The organism is Xenorhabdus littoralis, assembly GCF_033949345.1.
Taxonomy (GTDB): Bacteria; Pseudomonadota; Gammaproteobacteria; order Enterobacterales; family Enterobacteriaceae; genus Xenorhabdus; species Xenorhabdus littoralis.
The window spans coordinates 26327-40591 of sequence record NZ_VCDP01000022.1; the positions used below are offsets into that span (position 1 = coordinate 26327).

The 14265-nt window shown below is 39.4% G+C and carries 12 protein-coding genes and 1 pseudogene; 7 read left to right on the forward strand and 6 right to left on the reverse strand.

The window, feature by feature from the left end; all coding sequences use genetic code 11:
• The first annotated feature begins 79 nt into the window (after positions 1-79).
• Both kbl and tdh read left to right on the forward strand, forming a co-directional pair.
• Positions 80-1276 (forward strand): glycine C-acetyltransferase, encoded by a 1197-nt coding sequence (gene kbl, locus FE394_RS06465; protein ID WP_319925580.1) that lies wholly within the window; start codon positions 80-82, stop codon positions 1274-1276.
• A gap of 9 nt (positions 1277-1285) precedes the next feature.
• Positions 1286-2311 carry an L-threonine 3-dehydrogenase gene (gene tdh / locus FE394_RS06470; protein WP_319925581.1) on the forward strand — a complete coding sequence of 342 codons (1026 nt, stop codon included), beginning with the start codon at positions 1286-1288 and terminating at the stop codon, positions 2309-2311.
• An 8-nt stretch (positions 2312-2319) separates the two neighbouring features.
• Here tdh and FE394_RS06475 read toward each other — a convergent pair whose 3' ends face one another.
• Together FE394_RS06475 and envC are read right to left on the reverse strand one after the other, a co-directional pair.
• Complete coding sequence (locus FE394_RS06475; RefSeq protein WP_319925582.1) at positions 2320-3372, reverse strand: divergent polysaccharide deacetylase family protein; 1053 nt, start codon at positions 3370-3372, stop codon at positions 2320-2322.
• A 1-nt stretch (position 3373) separates the two neighbouring features.
• Entirely contained in the window at positions 3374-4687 is a 1314-nt protein-coding gene (gene envC / locus FE394_RS06480; RefSeq protein ID WP_319925583.1) for a murein hydrolase activator EnvC, read from the reverse strand.
• Positions 4688-5034: 347 nt separating this feature from the next.
• On the opposite strand from envC, the gene FE394_RS06485 reads away from it, so the two are divergent.
• From FE394_RS06485 to cysE, 4 genes are all read left to right on the forward strand, one after another.
• Positions 5035-5472: a rhodanese-like domain-containing protein gene (locus FE394_RS06485; protein ID WP_319925584.1), complete on the forward strand. Its 438-nt coding sequence runs from the start codon at positions 5035-5037 to the stop codon at positions 5470-5472.
• A 73-nt stretch (positions 5473-5545) separates the two neighbouring features.
• A complete protein-coding gene (gene secB / locus FE394_RS06490) occupies positions 5546-6016 on the forward strand; it encodes a protein-export chaperone SecB (protein ID WP_319925585.1) in 471 nt (156 codons plus the stop codon).
• Positions 6016-7035, forward strand: a complete 1020-nt coding sequence (gpsA, locus tag FE394_RS06495) for an NAD(P)H-dependent glycerol-3-phosphate dehydrogenase (protein ID WP_319925586.1) — start codon at positions 6016-6018, stop codon at positions 7033-7035. The genes secB and gpsA overlap by 1 nt, the downstream gene beginning before the upstream one ends.
• 19 nt (positions 7036-7054) lie before the next feature.
• Positions 7055-7876 carry a serine O-acetyltransferase gene (gene cysE / locus FE394_RS06500; protein ID WP_319925587.1) on the forward strand — a complete coding sequence of 274 codons (822 nt, stop codon included), beginning with the start codon at positions 7055-7057 and terminating at the stop codon, positions 7874-7876.
• Between the two features lie 72 nt (positions 7877-7948).
• Here the strand turns inward: cysE and trmL are convergent, their stop codons facing one another.
• Together trmL and FE394_RS06510 are read right to left on the reverse strand one after the other, a co-directional pair.
• Positions 7949-8452: a tRNA (uridine(34)/cytosine(34)/5-carboxymethylaminomethyluridine(34)-2'-O)-methyltransferase TrmL gene (trmL, locus tag FE394_RS06505; protein ID WP_038239915.1), complete on the reverse strand. Its 504-nt coding sequence runs from the start codon at positions 8450-8452 to the stop codon at positions 7949-7951.
• 50 nt (positions 8453-8502) lie between these two features.
• On the reverse strand, positions 8503-9630 hold the full coding sequence (locus FE394_RS06510) for a glycosyltransferase family 4 protein (protein ID WP_319925588.1): 1128 nt from the start codon (positions 9628-9630) through the stop codon (positions 8503-8505).
• A 530-nt stretch (positions 9631-10160) separates the two neighbouring features.
• Between FE394_RS06510 and FE394_RS06515 the strand changes: the two are divergent.
• Positions 10161-11242, forward strand: a pseudogene (locus FE394_RS06515) (acyltransferase family protein).
• A 716-nt stretch (positions 11243-11958) separates the two neighbouring features.
• Here FE394_RS06515 and FE394_RS06520 read toward each other — a convergent pair.
• Together FE394_RS06520 and FE394_RS06525 are read right to left on the reverse strand one after the other, a co-directional pair.
• A complete protein-coding gene (locus tag FE394_RS06520) occupies positions 11959-12978 on the reverse strand; it encodes an NAD-dependent epimerase (protein ID WP_319925589.1) in 1020 nt (339 codons plus the stop codon).
• A gap of 33 nt (positions 12979-13011) precedes the next feature.
• Positions 13012-14178 carry a nucleotide sugar dehydrogenase gene (locus tag FE394_RS06525; RefSeq protein WP_319925590.1) on the reverse strand — a complete coding sequence of 389 codons (1167 nt, stop codon included), beginning with the start codon at positions 14176-14178 and terminating at the stop codon, positions 13012-13014.
• Between the last annotated feature and the right edge of the window lie 87 nt (positions 14179-14265).

Genomic DNA, 14265 nt, shown 5'->3' on the forward strand with positions numbered 1-14265 from the left:
CCTGTTATGTCGTCACTGACAAGATCTATCAGTAAAATACCTCCCGCCTTTCACTTAATTGGGTACTCAGGAGAGAAAAATGTCAGCATCGTTTTACCAGAAAATCAATGAACAGTTGGAACAAACTCGTTCCGAAGGGCTATTTAAAAATGAACGTATCATTACGTCTGCCCAGAATGCCAACATTGCTGTTGCTGAAGGTAATCAAGTCACTAATTTTTGTGCCAATAACTATTTAGGTTTGGCCAATCATCCTGACCTCATCGCGGCGGCAAAAGCAGGGATGGATAGCCACGGTTTTGGTATGGCATCTGTTCGCTTTATCTGTGGTACGCAAGACTCTCATAAAGAATTAGAAAATAAGATAGCTGAATTTTTGGGTATGGAAGATGCCATTCTGTACTCTTCATGCTTTGATGCAAACGGTGGTTTGTTTGAAACATTGTTTGGGCCAGAAGATGCCATTATTTCTGATGCCTTGAACCATGCCTCCATCATTGATGGCGTCCGTTTATGCAAAGCAAAACGTTACCGTTATGCCAATAACGATATGCAAGAATTAAGAGCTCAGTTGGAGAAAGCAACAGCAGAAGGTGCGCAAAATATCCTGATCGCCACGGATGGGGTATTTTCAATGGACGGCGTAATTGCTGACCTGAAATCCATTTGCGATCTGGCTGACGAATTCGGTGCATTGGTCATGGTTGATGATTCACATGCAGTTGGCTTTGTTGGCAAAAATGGCCGTGGCACACATGAATATTGTGATGTCATGGGGCGTGTTGACATCATCACCGGTACACTCGGTAAGGCGCTGGGTGGTGCATCTGGTGGTTATACTGCGGCACGCAAAGAAGTTGTAGAGTGGCTGCGTCAGCGTTCGCGTCCTTATCTGTTCTCCAATTCACTGGCTCCTGCTATTGTCTCGGCATCCATTAAGGTGTTGGATATGCTGAAAAATGGCGATGATCTGCGTGAACGTCTCTGGAAAAACGCGGATTTGTTCCGTACAAAAATGACCGCAGCGGGCTTCACTTTAGCAGGCGCTGATCACGCCATCATCCCAGTGATGTTGGGTGATGCGAAATTGGCGCAAGAATTCGCAGCTGAACTGCTGAAAGAAGGCATTTATGTGATTGGCTTCTTCTATCCGGTTGTTCCTAAAGGTCAGGCGCGTATCCGAACCCAGATATCGGCTGCCCATACTGAAGAACAAATTGAACATGTGGTGGCCGCATTTACACGCATTGGCAAGCAATTGAACGTCATTGCATAAGGTATCACTATGAAAGCACTGTCGAAGTTAAAGTCAGAAGAAGGGATTTGGATGACGGATGTGCCCGCTCCGGAACTTGGGCACAATGATGTGATGATTAAAATCCGTAAAACGGCCATCTGCGGTACGGATGTTCACATCTATAACTGGGATGATTGGTCTCAGAAAACTATTCCCGTACCGATGGTGATAGGGCACGAGTATGTCGGTGAAGTTGTTGCGATCGGTCAGGAAGTAAAAGGATTCAAAATCGGGGACCGTGTATCCGGTGAAGGCCATATTACCTGCGGTCATTGCCGTAACTGCCGTGGCGGGCGTACTCATTTATGCCGCAATACCACGGGTGTTGGTGTGAACCGCCCGGGCGCATTTGCTGAATATCTGGTTATCCCGGCATTTAATGCCTTTAAAATTCCTGACAATATCCCGGATGAACTGGCAGCAATTTTTGATCCATTCGGTAATGCGGTACATACCGCACTGTCTTTTGATCTGGTCGGGGAAGATGTGCTGGTATCAGGCGCTGGTCCTATCGGAATTATGGCAGCTGCGGTGTGTAAACATGTCGGCGCTCGCCATGTTGTGATCACTGATGTGAACGAATATCGCCTTGAGTTGGCCCGTAAAATGGGTGTTACTCGTGCTGTCAATGTCAGCACAGAAAACCTGAGCGATGTCATGGCTGAGCTGGGTATGACAGAAGGCTTTGATGTTGGTCTGGAAATGTCCGGGGCACCACCTGCATTCCGCACTTTGCTGAATACCATGAATCATGGCGGACGCATTGCCTTGCTGGGGATTCCACCTTCAGATATGGCGATAGATTGGAATCAGGTTATTTTCAAAGGGTTATTCATCAAAGGTATCTACGGACGTGAAATGTTCGAAACATGGTACAAAATGGCAGCTTTGATCCAATCGGGTTTAGATCTGACTCCGATTATCACTCACCAATTCTCAATTGATGATTATCAGAAAGGCTTTGATACCATGCGTTCAGGGCAGTCTGGTAAAGTTATCCTGAATTGGAATTAATTCACGATTCAAAAATCAGAGCAGGTGTCTGTGTTTTTATGGGCACCTGTTTGATTCTCCTTTTTCTGTGATTGGGTTTCTCCTGCCGTTTTATCCTCTGTTGTTTGACTTATAGCTGACTTGCCCGAGATGCTGGTCGCTTCTTGTTTTTGGTTATTACCCAAGAGTCTTTGAATATGTTGGTTTAAGGTATTAACGATGACATTATTAACCGCATTGTCAGCCAATGTCTTTGCTAACATCTTGAGATAATCCAACTGAGTTGCAGGTGTGGCTTCTGATTTGCGAGGCTTTACGCACTTGCGTTCTGTTTGTCGTACATTTTGGATTTCGTTTTTGTGTGCCGGAATGGGGCTTAGTAACATACCCGGAGTTACCAGCTCAATATCACTGGGTAATGTCGCGAGTGTCTGTTGTAAAGCGCGTACAGTTGTTGGATGCGGATGCCCGATTGCAATGGCAAAACCTTTCTTACGGGCAAGGGTAATCGCGCGATTGAGTTGATGTCGTGTTTCGGCTTCAGTTTGAACATTATCCAAAAAAACATTACGGCGGATCACCGGAACCGTTGTTCCCAGCGCGGCTTTACTGACTTGCGTATTGCCTATCGTCACACTATCCAAAAAATAGAGGTGATGCTGGGATAATACTTGCATCACCTTCTCCATGCCCTTGAGGCTGGATGTCATGGCACTGCCCATATGGTTATTCATTCCAACAGCATAGGGAACTTTTTGTATCGCATCTTGAATAATGCGGCCAATTTCTTCCCCGCTCATGGCGGGATGCAGTGTATTTTTTTCCAAGGGTTGCTTGCTTAGCGGTGCCATTGGCAGGTGGATCAAAATCTCCCGTCCCTGCTGATGGGCCTTTTCCGCCATTTTCCTGCCGTGCGGTGAGTCAGGCAGTATTGCGATAGAAACCGCGACGGGCATTTGTAATATCTTGTTTTCTTCATTAACACGATAGCCGACATCATCTATGACAATGGCTAAACGTGCGGCTTGAACATTCAGGGTAAACAGCAATGTTGTGAAGAATAACGGTATCCAAAATAACATCCTATTTCCCTAACCACGGCAATGGGTTAACAGCCCGACCTTGACGGCGGATCTCAAAGTACAGTGAAGGTTGTTGTTGCCCGCCGCTGCTGCCAACCAGTGCTATCGGCTGACCAGCTTTGACTTGTTGCCCGACACGAACAAGCGAACTTTGGTTATAACCGTAAATACTCATATCACCTTTACCGTGCTCAACCACCACAACCAAACCATAACCTTGCAGCCAGTCTGCCAGTAATACACGCCCATCTGAAATGGCTCTCACTTCTGTGCCTTCCGCTGCGGCGATAACAATTCCTTTCCAGCGTAGTTCACCTTGTATTGCCTCGCCAAAACTATGGATGACACGGCCACGTACTGGCCAAATCGCCTGTCCGGCAGGCCGTCCAAGACCTCCGGTCCGCGCCATGAGAGCACGTTCATCTTCTGTCGGCTTGTAACTGGAGCCTTTTTGTTTAGCTTGCTTCTGTTTAGCCGCAACTTGGGCGCGAACACGAGCTGCTTCACGAGCTTCACGTTCGGCACGGGCTTTAGCTTCACGTTCAGCTTTAGCAATTTTATTCCTTAAGCTTGTCTCGTTTTGCCGAAGCTCGGTCAGACTTTGTTGATCCTTTTTCAATGAAGATTCCAATACCGTTAATGTTTTTTGCCGTGCGGTACGGGCAACTTCCATTTGTTGTTTTTGTTGTTTTTGGTCGGTCAGTATCTCTTTCTGTTCACTTTGTTTTTGCAGTTGCAGCTTTTTTTGTTGGTTAAGTTTTGCCGTTGTTTTTTGCAGTTTCGTTATCGTTTCCTGACGCGCCTGATTCAAGTAACTGTAATAAGCGAGAACCCGTTCTTTACGCTGATTTTCCTGACCATTGAGCAACAATTCTAATCCTTGATGACTTCCTTGCCGAAATGCGGCATCTAATTGCCCGGCAAGCAATCGGCGTTGTTCTTTTTGTTGTGTTTGCAATCGCTTGATATTTGTATTCAACGATGAAACTTCATTTTCCAGCTTATTTAGCCGAGTCTGAGTACCATGCAATGAACGCCCTACTTCTGAGATAGTGCCTTCTTGTTCTTTTAATTGATTAAGCAGATCGGTGCGTTTTTTTTGCTGCTGTTTTACGATTTTCTCTTTTTCAACAATAACTTGCTGAATGTCTTTGAGCTGGTTTTTATTCTCTGAAATTTGATTTGCGAAAGTACTTGTACTGAAACTGAAAACGGCGAACAGCAAGGCACAGAGCTGGAATACCCTGATTTCTTTTTGCCATTGATACTGTTTCTGGCGATTTATACGACTCTTTAGATCCTTATTTTCAGTCATCTTATTGAGTACCTTGCTGCTATATAGCGTTATAGCGTCCGATTATTTCATGATGAATCTCACCTGGCTAGAGAACGGTCTGTTTTTTATGATTAATATAAGTTTTAGTTAATTTAGTTCATTTATTGCCTAATATCCTGCCTCAGCTCAGTGTGACATGAAATATTTTGATGAAGCATTACAATCAGGTGATTGTTGGTGTATTTTTTATTTTTTCTCGAAACTCTCCGCAAAATCTGCACAAATGTGCATAGCGTTAGTGCTAACTGGCTGTAATTGACGCAACACATAGGTATACTCTGCTACCTTAGATATTTGTTATTAACTAACGGGAGTTGTTGCCCTCCATGCTGCAAGAAATCATGCAATTTATTAGCCGGAACACGATCCTGAGTCTTGTCTGGATTGCATTGCTGGTGGCTGTCATCGTTATGACGGCAAAAAACCTATTCACCAAGAGTAAAGAGATCCCGCGCGCGCAAGCCATCCATTTGATCAACAAGGAAGACGCTATCGTTGTGGATTTACGTTCCCGTGACGATTTCCGCAGAGGGCATATCATTGGTTCCGTTAACCTGACACCATCTGAGATTAAAGAGAATAATCTGGGTGAGTTGGAAAAACATAAAAAACAGCCTGTTATAGTTGTTTCAGCGAATGGAATGGAATCCAGAACACCAGCGGAAAATCTGGTTCGTTTCGGTTTTGAACAGGTTTATTCCCTGAAAGAAGGGATTGCTGGGTGGGCGGGTGAGAATCTGCCATTGGCCCGTGGCAAAAAATAATGACTCTGGTGCAGGTACTATGCTTGTATCCATGAAGGTTTAATAAGGACGTCTGAAAAAGGTAAACATTATTATGTCAGAACAAAACAACCCAGAAATGGCTTTCCAGATCCAACGTGTCTACACGAAAGATGTTTCTTTCGAAGCACCAAAAGCGCCTCAGATTTTCCAGCAGGAGTGGCAGCCAGAAGTTAAATTGGATCTGGATACCGCTTCCAGCGAATTGGTTCAGGGAGTCTATGAAGTCGTTCTGCGTGTCACTGTCACTGCGACATTGGAAGAAGAAACTGCATTTCTGTGTGAAGTTCAGCAGGCGGGTATTTTCTCTATTGATGGCATCGAAGGAACACAACTGGCGCACTGCTTAGGCGCATACTGCCCGAACATCCTGTTCCCATATGCCCGTGAATGCATCACCAGTCTGGTAGGCCGTGGTACTTTCCCACAACTGAATCTGGCACCAGTTAACTTTGATGCACTGTTCATGAGCTATCTGCAACAGCAGACTGAGCCCCAGTCAAACGAGGCTGAGCAGGAAGCCTAATGAATACTGCTTCTATGACAGTGATCGGTGCCGGTTCATACGGCACCGCTTTAGCTATTACGCTAGCTCGCAACGGGCATGACGTTGTGCTTTGGGGGCATAACCCCGAGCATGTCCATGTCTTGCAACAAGCGCGTTGCAACCAGACATTTCTGCCGGATGTTTCTTTTCCTGATAGTTTACTGCTTGAAGCGGATCTGAAGAATGCTGTTTCAGCCAGCCGTAATATTCTGATAGTGGTTCCCAGCCACGTTTTCGGTGATGTTTTACAGCAGATAAAGCCACATTTACAACATGATAGTCGTATTGTTTGGGCTACCAAGGGTCTTGAAGCTGAAACAGGGCGTCTATTACAAGATGTGGCCCGTGAGATATTAGGTAATGAAATCCCCTTGGCAGTAGTCTCTGGTCCGACATTCGCAAAAGAGCTTGCAGCAGGCTTACCAACAGCGATTGCAGTTTCAGCTACAACCCCTGAATTTGGTGAGGAACTCCAACAGTTTTTCCATTGTGGAAAAAGTTTCCGGGTGTACAAGAATCCAGATTTCATCGGTGTACAGCTGGGTGGCGCAATAAAAAATGTTATTGCAATTGGTGCTGGGATCTCTGATGGTATGGGATTCGGAGCGAATGCCCGCACTGCATTGATTACCCGAGGATTGGCAGAGATGAGCCGTCTGGGAGTGGCATTGGGTGCTGATCCTTCTACCTTCATGGGAATGGCCGGATTGGGTGACTTAGTTCTGACGTGCACAGATAACCAATCCCGCAACCGTCGTTTTGGTATGATGCTGGGGCAGGGTATCAATGTTGATGATGCGCAGCGTGAAATCGGGCAAGTTGTTGAAGGATACCGCAACACTAAAGAAGTTAGGGCGCTAGCGGAACGAGTTGGTGTTGAAATGCCAATCGCAGAACAGATCTACCAGATACTGTATTGCAATAAAAACGTGATTGAAGCTGCCCGGGCATTATTGGGAAGAGCTACAAGAGATGAGGGCGAAGTCTCTCAATCTTAAGCAAGATGGGAACACTGATATGTCGCGAGAAGAACTGAACGAAGTTTGGAAAAATATAAAAAACGAAGCGAAGGCATTGGCAGATTGTGAGCCTCTGTTAGCCAGTTTTTTCCACGCGACACTACTCAAACATGCAAATCTGGGTAGTGCCTTAAGCTATATGCTGGCAAATAAACTGGCATCACCGATTATGCCTCCCATTGAAGTCAGGGAAGTTGTTGAAAGCGCGTATCGCAGTGACCCTAAAATGATCGAATCAGCAGCATATGACATCAAAGCGGTTCGACTGCGAGACCCGGCTGTAGACAAATACTCGACACCATTACTTTACCTTAAAGGCTTCCATGCACTACAAGCCTACCGCATCGCACATTGGTTGTGGAAACAAGATCGCAAAGCGTTGGCTATTTACCTGCAAAACCAGATCTCAGTTTCATTTGGTGTCGATATCCATCCAGCCGCGAAAATTGGTTGCGGTATCATGCTTGACCATGCAACTGGTATCGTCATTGGTGAAACAGCGATTGTGGAAAATGATGTTTCTATTCTGCAATCCGTAACACTTGGTGGTACGGGCAAAGCAGGAGGAGATCGTCACCCGAAAGTGCGTGAAGGGGTAATGATTGGCGCAGGTTCTAAAATCCTCGGTAATATTGAAATTGGCCGTGGCGCAAAAATCGGTGCGGGATCGGTTGTATTGAGACCCGTTCCACCTCACACCACAGTGGCGGGCGTACCAGCACGGATCGTCGGAAAACCAGAAAGTGACAAACCATCACTGGATATGAACCAGCATTTTAATGGCATCAACAATGGATTTGAGAATGGGGATGGGATTTGAAAACCTGTTTTCTTCTTATAATCAATAGATAGAACATTCAGCGCGGATTAGGCGCTGAATGTTACCTATCAATTAATCCCGCAATAACGCACCCGGATAACCCAGTTGCCGCCATGCTTCAAACACAACCACAGAAACGGAATTAGAAAGATTCATGCTACGACTATCCGGCAGCATAGGAATCCTGATTTTCTGTTCAGGTGGCATGTTGTCTAATACATAAGGCGGTAACCCACGGGTTTCCGGGCCAAACATGAGATAATCACCATCACGATAACTCACATTACTGTGTGCTGGGGTGCCTTTTGTGGTTAAAGCAAACAGACGGGCTCCGGAAGGGGATTGTGAATTAACAGAACTGAGGCCTTCACTTTCCAAGAAAGCATTATAGTCATGGTGCTGCTTGATATTGGCGAACTCATGATAATCCAACCCAGCGCGCCGCAGACGTTTATCATCCCATGTGAAACCTAACGGTTGAATGAGATGAAGCTGACAGCCAGTGTTAGCGCAAAGACGAATGATATTGCCTGTGTTAGGCGGGATTTCTGGTTCGAATAGGACGATGTTTAGCATTTTTAACAATAATAGGTGATAAAATTTAGGATTAAACAAATATATAGGGATTAACTAGAAGTCAGTATTTCTAATAATCTTTCACAAAACACATTTTCATCGAAACGCTCGACTGCTAATTTTCTACTTGCTAATCCCATAGAGTTTAATAAATCAGGATTGTTTAAAAATTGAATCATTTTGTTGGCTAATGCCTTAGAATTATATGGGGGAACTAAAAATCCATTGTAACCATCAATAACAGTGTCTCTGCATCCAGGAACATCGGTAGTAAGTATTGCTCTTCCAATCGCCATTGCCTCTTGTGTGCTTCGAGGAACCCCCTCTCTGTAAGATGGTAGTACAAAAACACTGCTATCTATTAGAAAATCTTTAATATTTGATATTTGTCCTTTGAATGTAACAATATTTTCTCTTTGCCAAAGCTCCAACTCTGTAGATGTTATTCCTCCTGGATTATCATCTACAGAGCCAGCAATGCTAAATTCTACAAAAGGATAATCTTGTTTGACAATTTTAGCCGCTTCGATAAATTCTCTAACTCCTTTTTCTACTAATAGTCTGGAAACCATAGAAAAATGTATTTTTCTGGTAGAAGAGATCGGGGTATAAGTAAATTCATTTATATCAACACCGATACCACCGATGACAGATGAGGTTTTAACAAAAACTTTATGGTTACTAATTATTTCATTTTGGTCATCTTTATTTAGAAAAAGAACTTTATTGGATAGAGGTAATGATATTTTATAAAGTAAAATCTGTAATTTTTTTATTATTGTCTTTTTTATATTGATTCTATTATTGGTTTCGGTGAAGGTATACCCAAGTCCTTCAAATAGAGAATAAATTTTAGTTACTTGTGCTATCTTAGATGCAATGCTACCAAATATAATTGGTTTCGGGAAGAAACAAAGAACAATGTCTGGATTTATTTCTTTTATTTTTTTACTAAGTCTTATTGTATTTATAATATCAGAGATAGGATTTATGCCTGAACGGGAGAACTTATATTGTTCAGGATGTGCTCCTAATGATTTTATACGTTCAAAGTTACCCTTATTAAAGTCCATTGTTAGGGTATGAACAATTATTTTTTTTTGTATCATCAATTTAATAAAATTTTTACGGAACAGAATAATTGTATTTGATTGATTTCCAATAAGTAATATTTTCATGTTATATTGTTACTGTAATATATATTAACTTAACTGTTTTAATAAATAGAGTATCATAATAGTGAGACTCTCTGCGATAAAAATTCTGAACATTCTTATAAAACGATTTAATTATGTTTTTCAGTATATGTGTCAAATTAGTTCTTCATGATTTTTTATCGAGAGTAGATAGAAAATTGCTCTTCTTAATCAGTCGTTTTATATAGATACGCCGATTGCTATCAATTTTTTTTATCTGTTGGATGAAATTTTATTCAACAAATATTTTTCTGTCTCGATTTTTCTGGTATAACACCCCTACAGTCATCGATCACGATTAAGCGAATGTGAAAAGGTACCAATAAGGTGAGCAATTTTTGGTAGGTTGTATTGGTCTAGAAGCATAAGAATATCAAATTAATACTTTTAAGTTATAATCATGGAAGTTCATTTTTTGGTCTTGATTTCATATTGATTAATATACAGATATAAATGTCCTTTGGGTTATATCTCATGATAAAATAGTGATTTATCCTAATGAAGAGGTTGTTATGTTTTTTTCTATCCATTATCTACGTGGAATAGCTGCGTTATTTGTAGTATTTTACCACTTTAGATTTACAATTAATAATGTATATTCAGAGAAAGATTTGGGTGACCTATTATTTGATTTTGGTTACTTTGGTGTTGATTTGTTTTTTATGATTAGTGGCTTTGTTATGGTACTTTCGACAAAAGAAAATACCTCAAAAATGTCATTTTTTATGAAAAGATTTTTCAGGATTTATCCTTTGTATTTTTTTGTTTTGATTTTATTTTTGTTAACATCAAATAATGACTACAATATTGTTAGTATAATAAAGTCATTCTTATTGGTTCATCTTAATTATGACTCCATGGCTCCTTTTTTTAGTTATTCTATCATTGACTCTGCTTGGACTTTAACTTATGAGGTGACTTTTTATTTTTTATTAGCATGCTTTTTTCAAAAAAGCATATAGGTCTTTATTGTTCAATTTTGATTTTATTAATTTATTTTTCTATAAATCTATATTTTGAAAATCCATATATGTATAGCGCATATTATGCCTTTGATTATAATGGTTATTTAAAACCTTTAATTAAATTGTTATCTTCACAAATGATGATTGAGTTTGTGATTGGGATGATGGTCTGCGAGATTACCTTAAAGGTAAAGAGTAATCTACATATTAAAAATACAAGAGTGTTATATATATTAAATACATTTTTTCTAATGATTTCCATAGTGATGATTGTATCTCCGCCTATTTATGGTCATGGATTGTTTAATGTTGGGGTTGGTACTTTTTTATTGTTTTTATCATCAGTGATATATGAGATTATTGGTGAGGTGAAAAAAGTTAAATTGCTTATTTTTTTAGGGGATATATCATATTCATTATATATATCTCATTTGCTGGTGTTTAATTTAATAAACAAAGAAAATGGATTTTTTGTATACATAAATAAAATGAATGGCTTTTCGAAGTTATTATTTCTCACTATAGTTTCTGTTTTATTTGCATATATTATACATTTATTAATAGAAACCAAGTCAGCAAGACTAGGTAGAAGAATACTAAAAAATAAAACGATTATAAAAAATGGATGATGATTTAGTTATATTCAATAAAGTTGAATATTTTTGGTGAGTTTGTTCTACTACATTATTCATAATATACAAAGGTTGTATAATAAATAATAGTGCATTTAGTTCAGAAAACCACCTTGCTCCTTGCCTCGCGAGGAGTAAGGTGGTGATCTAATACCTTGAATTCTTATTCATATTCTTTGTCTTTCAAGTTTCAGCTCATCGGCGAAGAAACAGTATAGATAGTATTGGGGGAATAATAACACCAGAAGCTGATGCAGCTATGGTATTTCTGGTTACTAAAAACATGAGTGTCAATTATCTTCGAGCGAGATTTCTGATATGTCAGAGTCAGAGTTGATTCTTCTTCTAACCCACAAAAAATTTTTAACAATGTACTTCAATGATGGAGTGTTATGTCCACGGGGTGTCATTGGCAATTAGTGTTTTGAGGATTGAGGAGCCTCTAACATGTTTCCTGCGTTGCTCTCGTAGGTACGTTCAGTAGATGTGTAATATCAAGGGTACAGGAGAGCTGTTTATCGTCAGATTCATACAATTTATTCTTTAATGGTCGCCTTTCTGGAACTATGGGATATTCCGACTGAAAGGCCTGACCTCACGATAAGCATAATTTATTTTATGCCATATCCTTTAACTTTTTCTACTTTTTAATAATAATGGCACAAATGTCAAAACTTCAGCCACTTTTTGCAAGGAATAAAGAAAGGCGTTTATCATAGCAATTGATCTTTAATATAATATTGCTTATACCATAGCATGAATTCTTTTACACCATCTTTTACTTTAATGGAAGGTTTATATTTAGTTACTTTAAATAGTTCTTCTGTATTTGCCCATGTAGAATACACATCACCAGGTTGCATTGGAAGCATGTTTTTAATTGCTTTAATACCTAGGCTGTTTTCTAAGGCATTAATGTAATCCATTAAATCTACAGGAGTACCATTGCCGATATTATATATTTTATAAGGTGCGGAACTATTTGCTGGACTTCCTGATTTAGGTGTCCATAATTCATTATAAACAGGTGGAATATCAGAGACTCTTATTATACCTTCAATAATATCGTCTATATAAGTAAAATCGCGGCTTAGTTGACCATTATTATAGACATCTATTGGTTGATTATTTAAAATTGCTTTTGTAAATTTAAACAAAGCCATGTCAGGTCTCCCCCATGGTCCATAAACGGTAAAAAATCTGAGACCAGTTGTTGGGATACCATAAAGGTGAGAATAACTGTGAGCCATTAACTCATTAGATTTTTTTGTTGCAGCATAGAGTGAAACTGGATGATCGACTGAGTCTGAAGTTGAAAATGGAGTTTTCTCATTTAGTCCATAAACAGAACTTGATGAAGCATATATTAAGTGGTTGATATTATTATGGCGACAACCTTCGAGGATGGTTAAAAAACCGGATAAGTTACTATCAGAATAGGAGTAAGGATTAATTAAAGAATAGCGAACACCTGCTTGAGCAGCCAAATGAATAACACGCTCAAATTTTTCATAATTAAATAATTTATTAATGGATTCTCTATCAGAGATATCCATGAAAATAAATTTGAAGTTTTTAAGGTTTAATAATATATCGAGTCTGGCCTCCTTTAGATGAACATCATAATAATCGTTGATATTATCAATCCCAACAACATAGTGCCCATCCTTAATTAATCTTTTTATTAAATGAAAGCCAATAAAGCCTGCTGCACCCGTAACTAAATATTTCATAAATGTTCCAAATTTATTTTTTAATTAAATAAATTAATCTTTCCCAAAGATGTCTCGAGAGTATACTTTTGATTCTACATCTTGTAAATCTGAGGTTATGCGGTTTGAAATGATAACATCAGATATAGATTTAAACTTATCCAAATCATGAATCACTTTGGAGTTGAAAAATGTTTTTTCTTTCATCTCTGGTTCAAAAATGATCACTTTAATACCTTTGGCTTTGATTCTTTTCATTATTCCTTGAATTGAAGAGGATCTAAAGTTGTCGGAGTCAGATTTCATAATAAGGCGGTAGACACCAACTATTTTAGGTTTCTTGCTAAGAATAGAGTCAGCAATAAAATCTTTACGAGTACGATTTGCTTCAACTATAGCACTAATAATATTATTAGGTACTTCCTGATAGTTTGCTAGTAATTGTTTAGTGTCTTTTGGTAGGCAATAACCACCATACCCGAAAGATGGATTATTATAGTGATTACCAATTCGTGGGTCTAGGCATACTCCTTCAATTATTTGACGTGAATTTAGTCCTTTAGCTTCAGAATAGCTATCTAATTCATTAAAGTAGGCTACTCGCATTGCAAGATAAGTATTAGAAAAGAGTTTGATAGCTTCGGCTTCGGTAGAATCAGTGAAAAGTACAGGAACATCTTTCTTGATTGCACCTTCTATCAAAAAATTGGCAAATATTTTTGCACGCTCTGAATATTCTCCAACAATAATCCTAGATGGATAAAGGTTGTCATAGAGTGCTCGACCTTCCCTTAGAAACTCGGGTGAGAATATGATATTATCGGTATTATATTTTTCTCTCATTTTTTTGGTAAAACCAACTGGAATAGTTGACTTTATTATCATTGTTGCAACTGGGTTGTGTTCTAATACATCTACAATAATAGACTCTACTGAATGTGTATTAAAATAATTTGTTTTGGGATCATAATCTGTTGGAGTCGCAATAATAACAAAATCAGCTTCTTTATATGCAATCTCTTTATCAAGTGTTGCTGTAATATCTAACTTTTCCTCAGTTAAATATTTTTCTATCTCAGTATCAGAAATTGGTGATTTTTTTTCATTAAGTAAATTGACTTTTTCCTTGTCAATATCTAAGGCGATAACTCTATGCTTTTTGGCAAGTAATACTCCATTGGACAAACCTACATAACCTATTCCAGAAATTGTGATTTTCAAGATTAATCCCTTTACTAATTAAATTTTTAATATGTTTATTAACTATGGATTCTGTGGTTTTAATTATTATATATAGATTGCTGAATA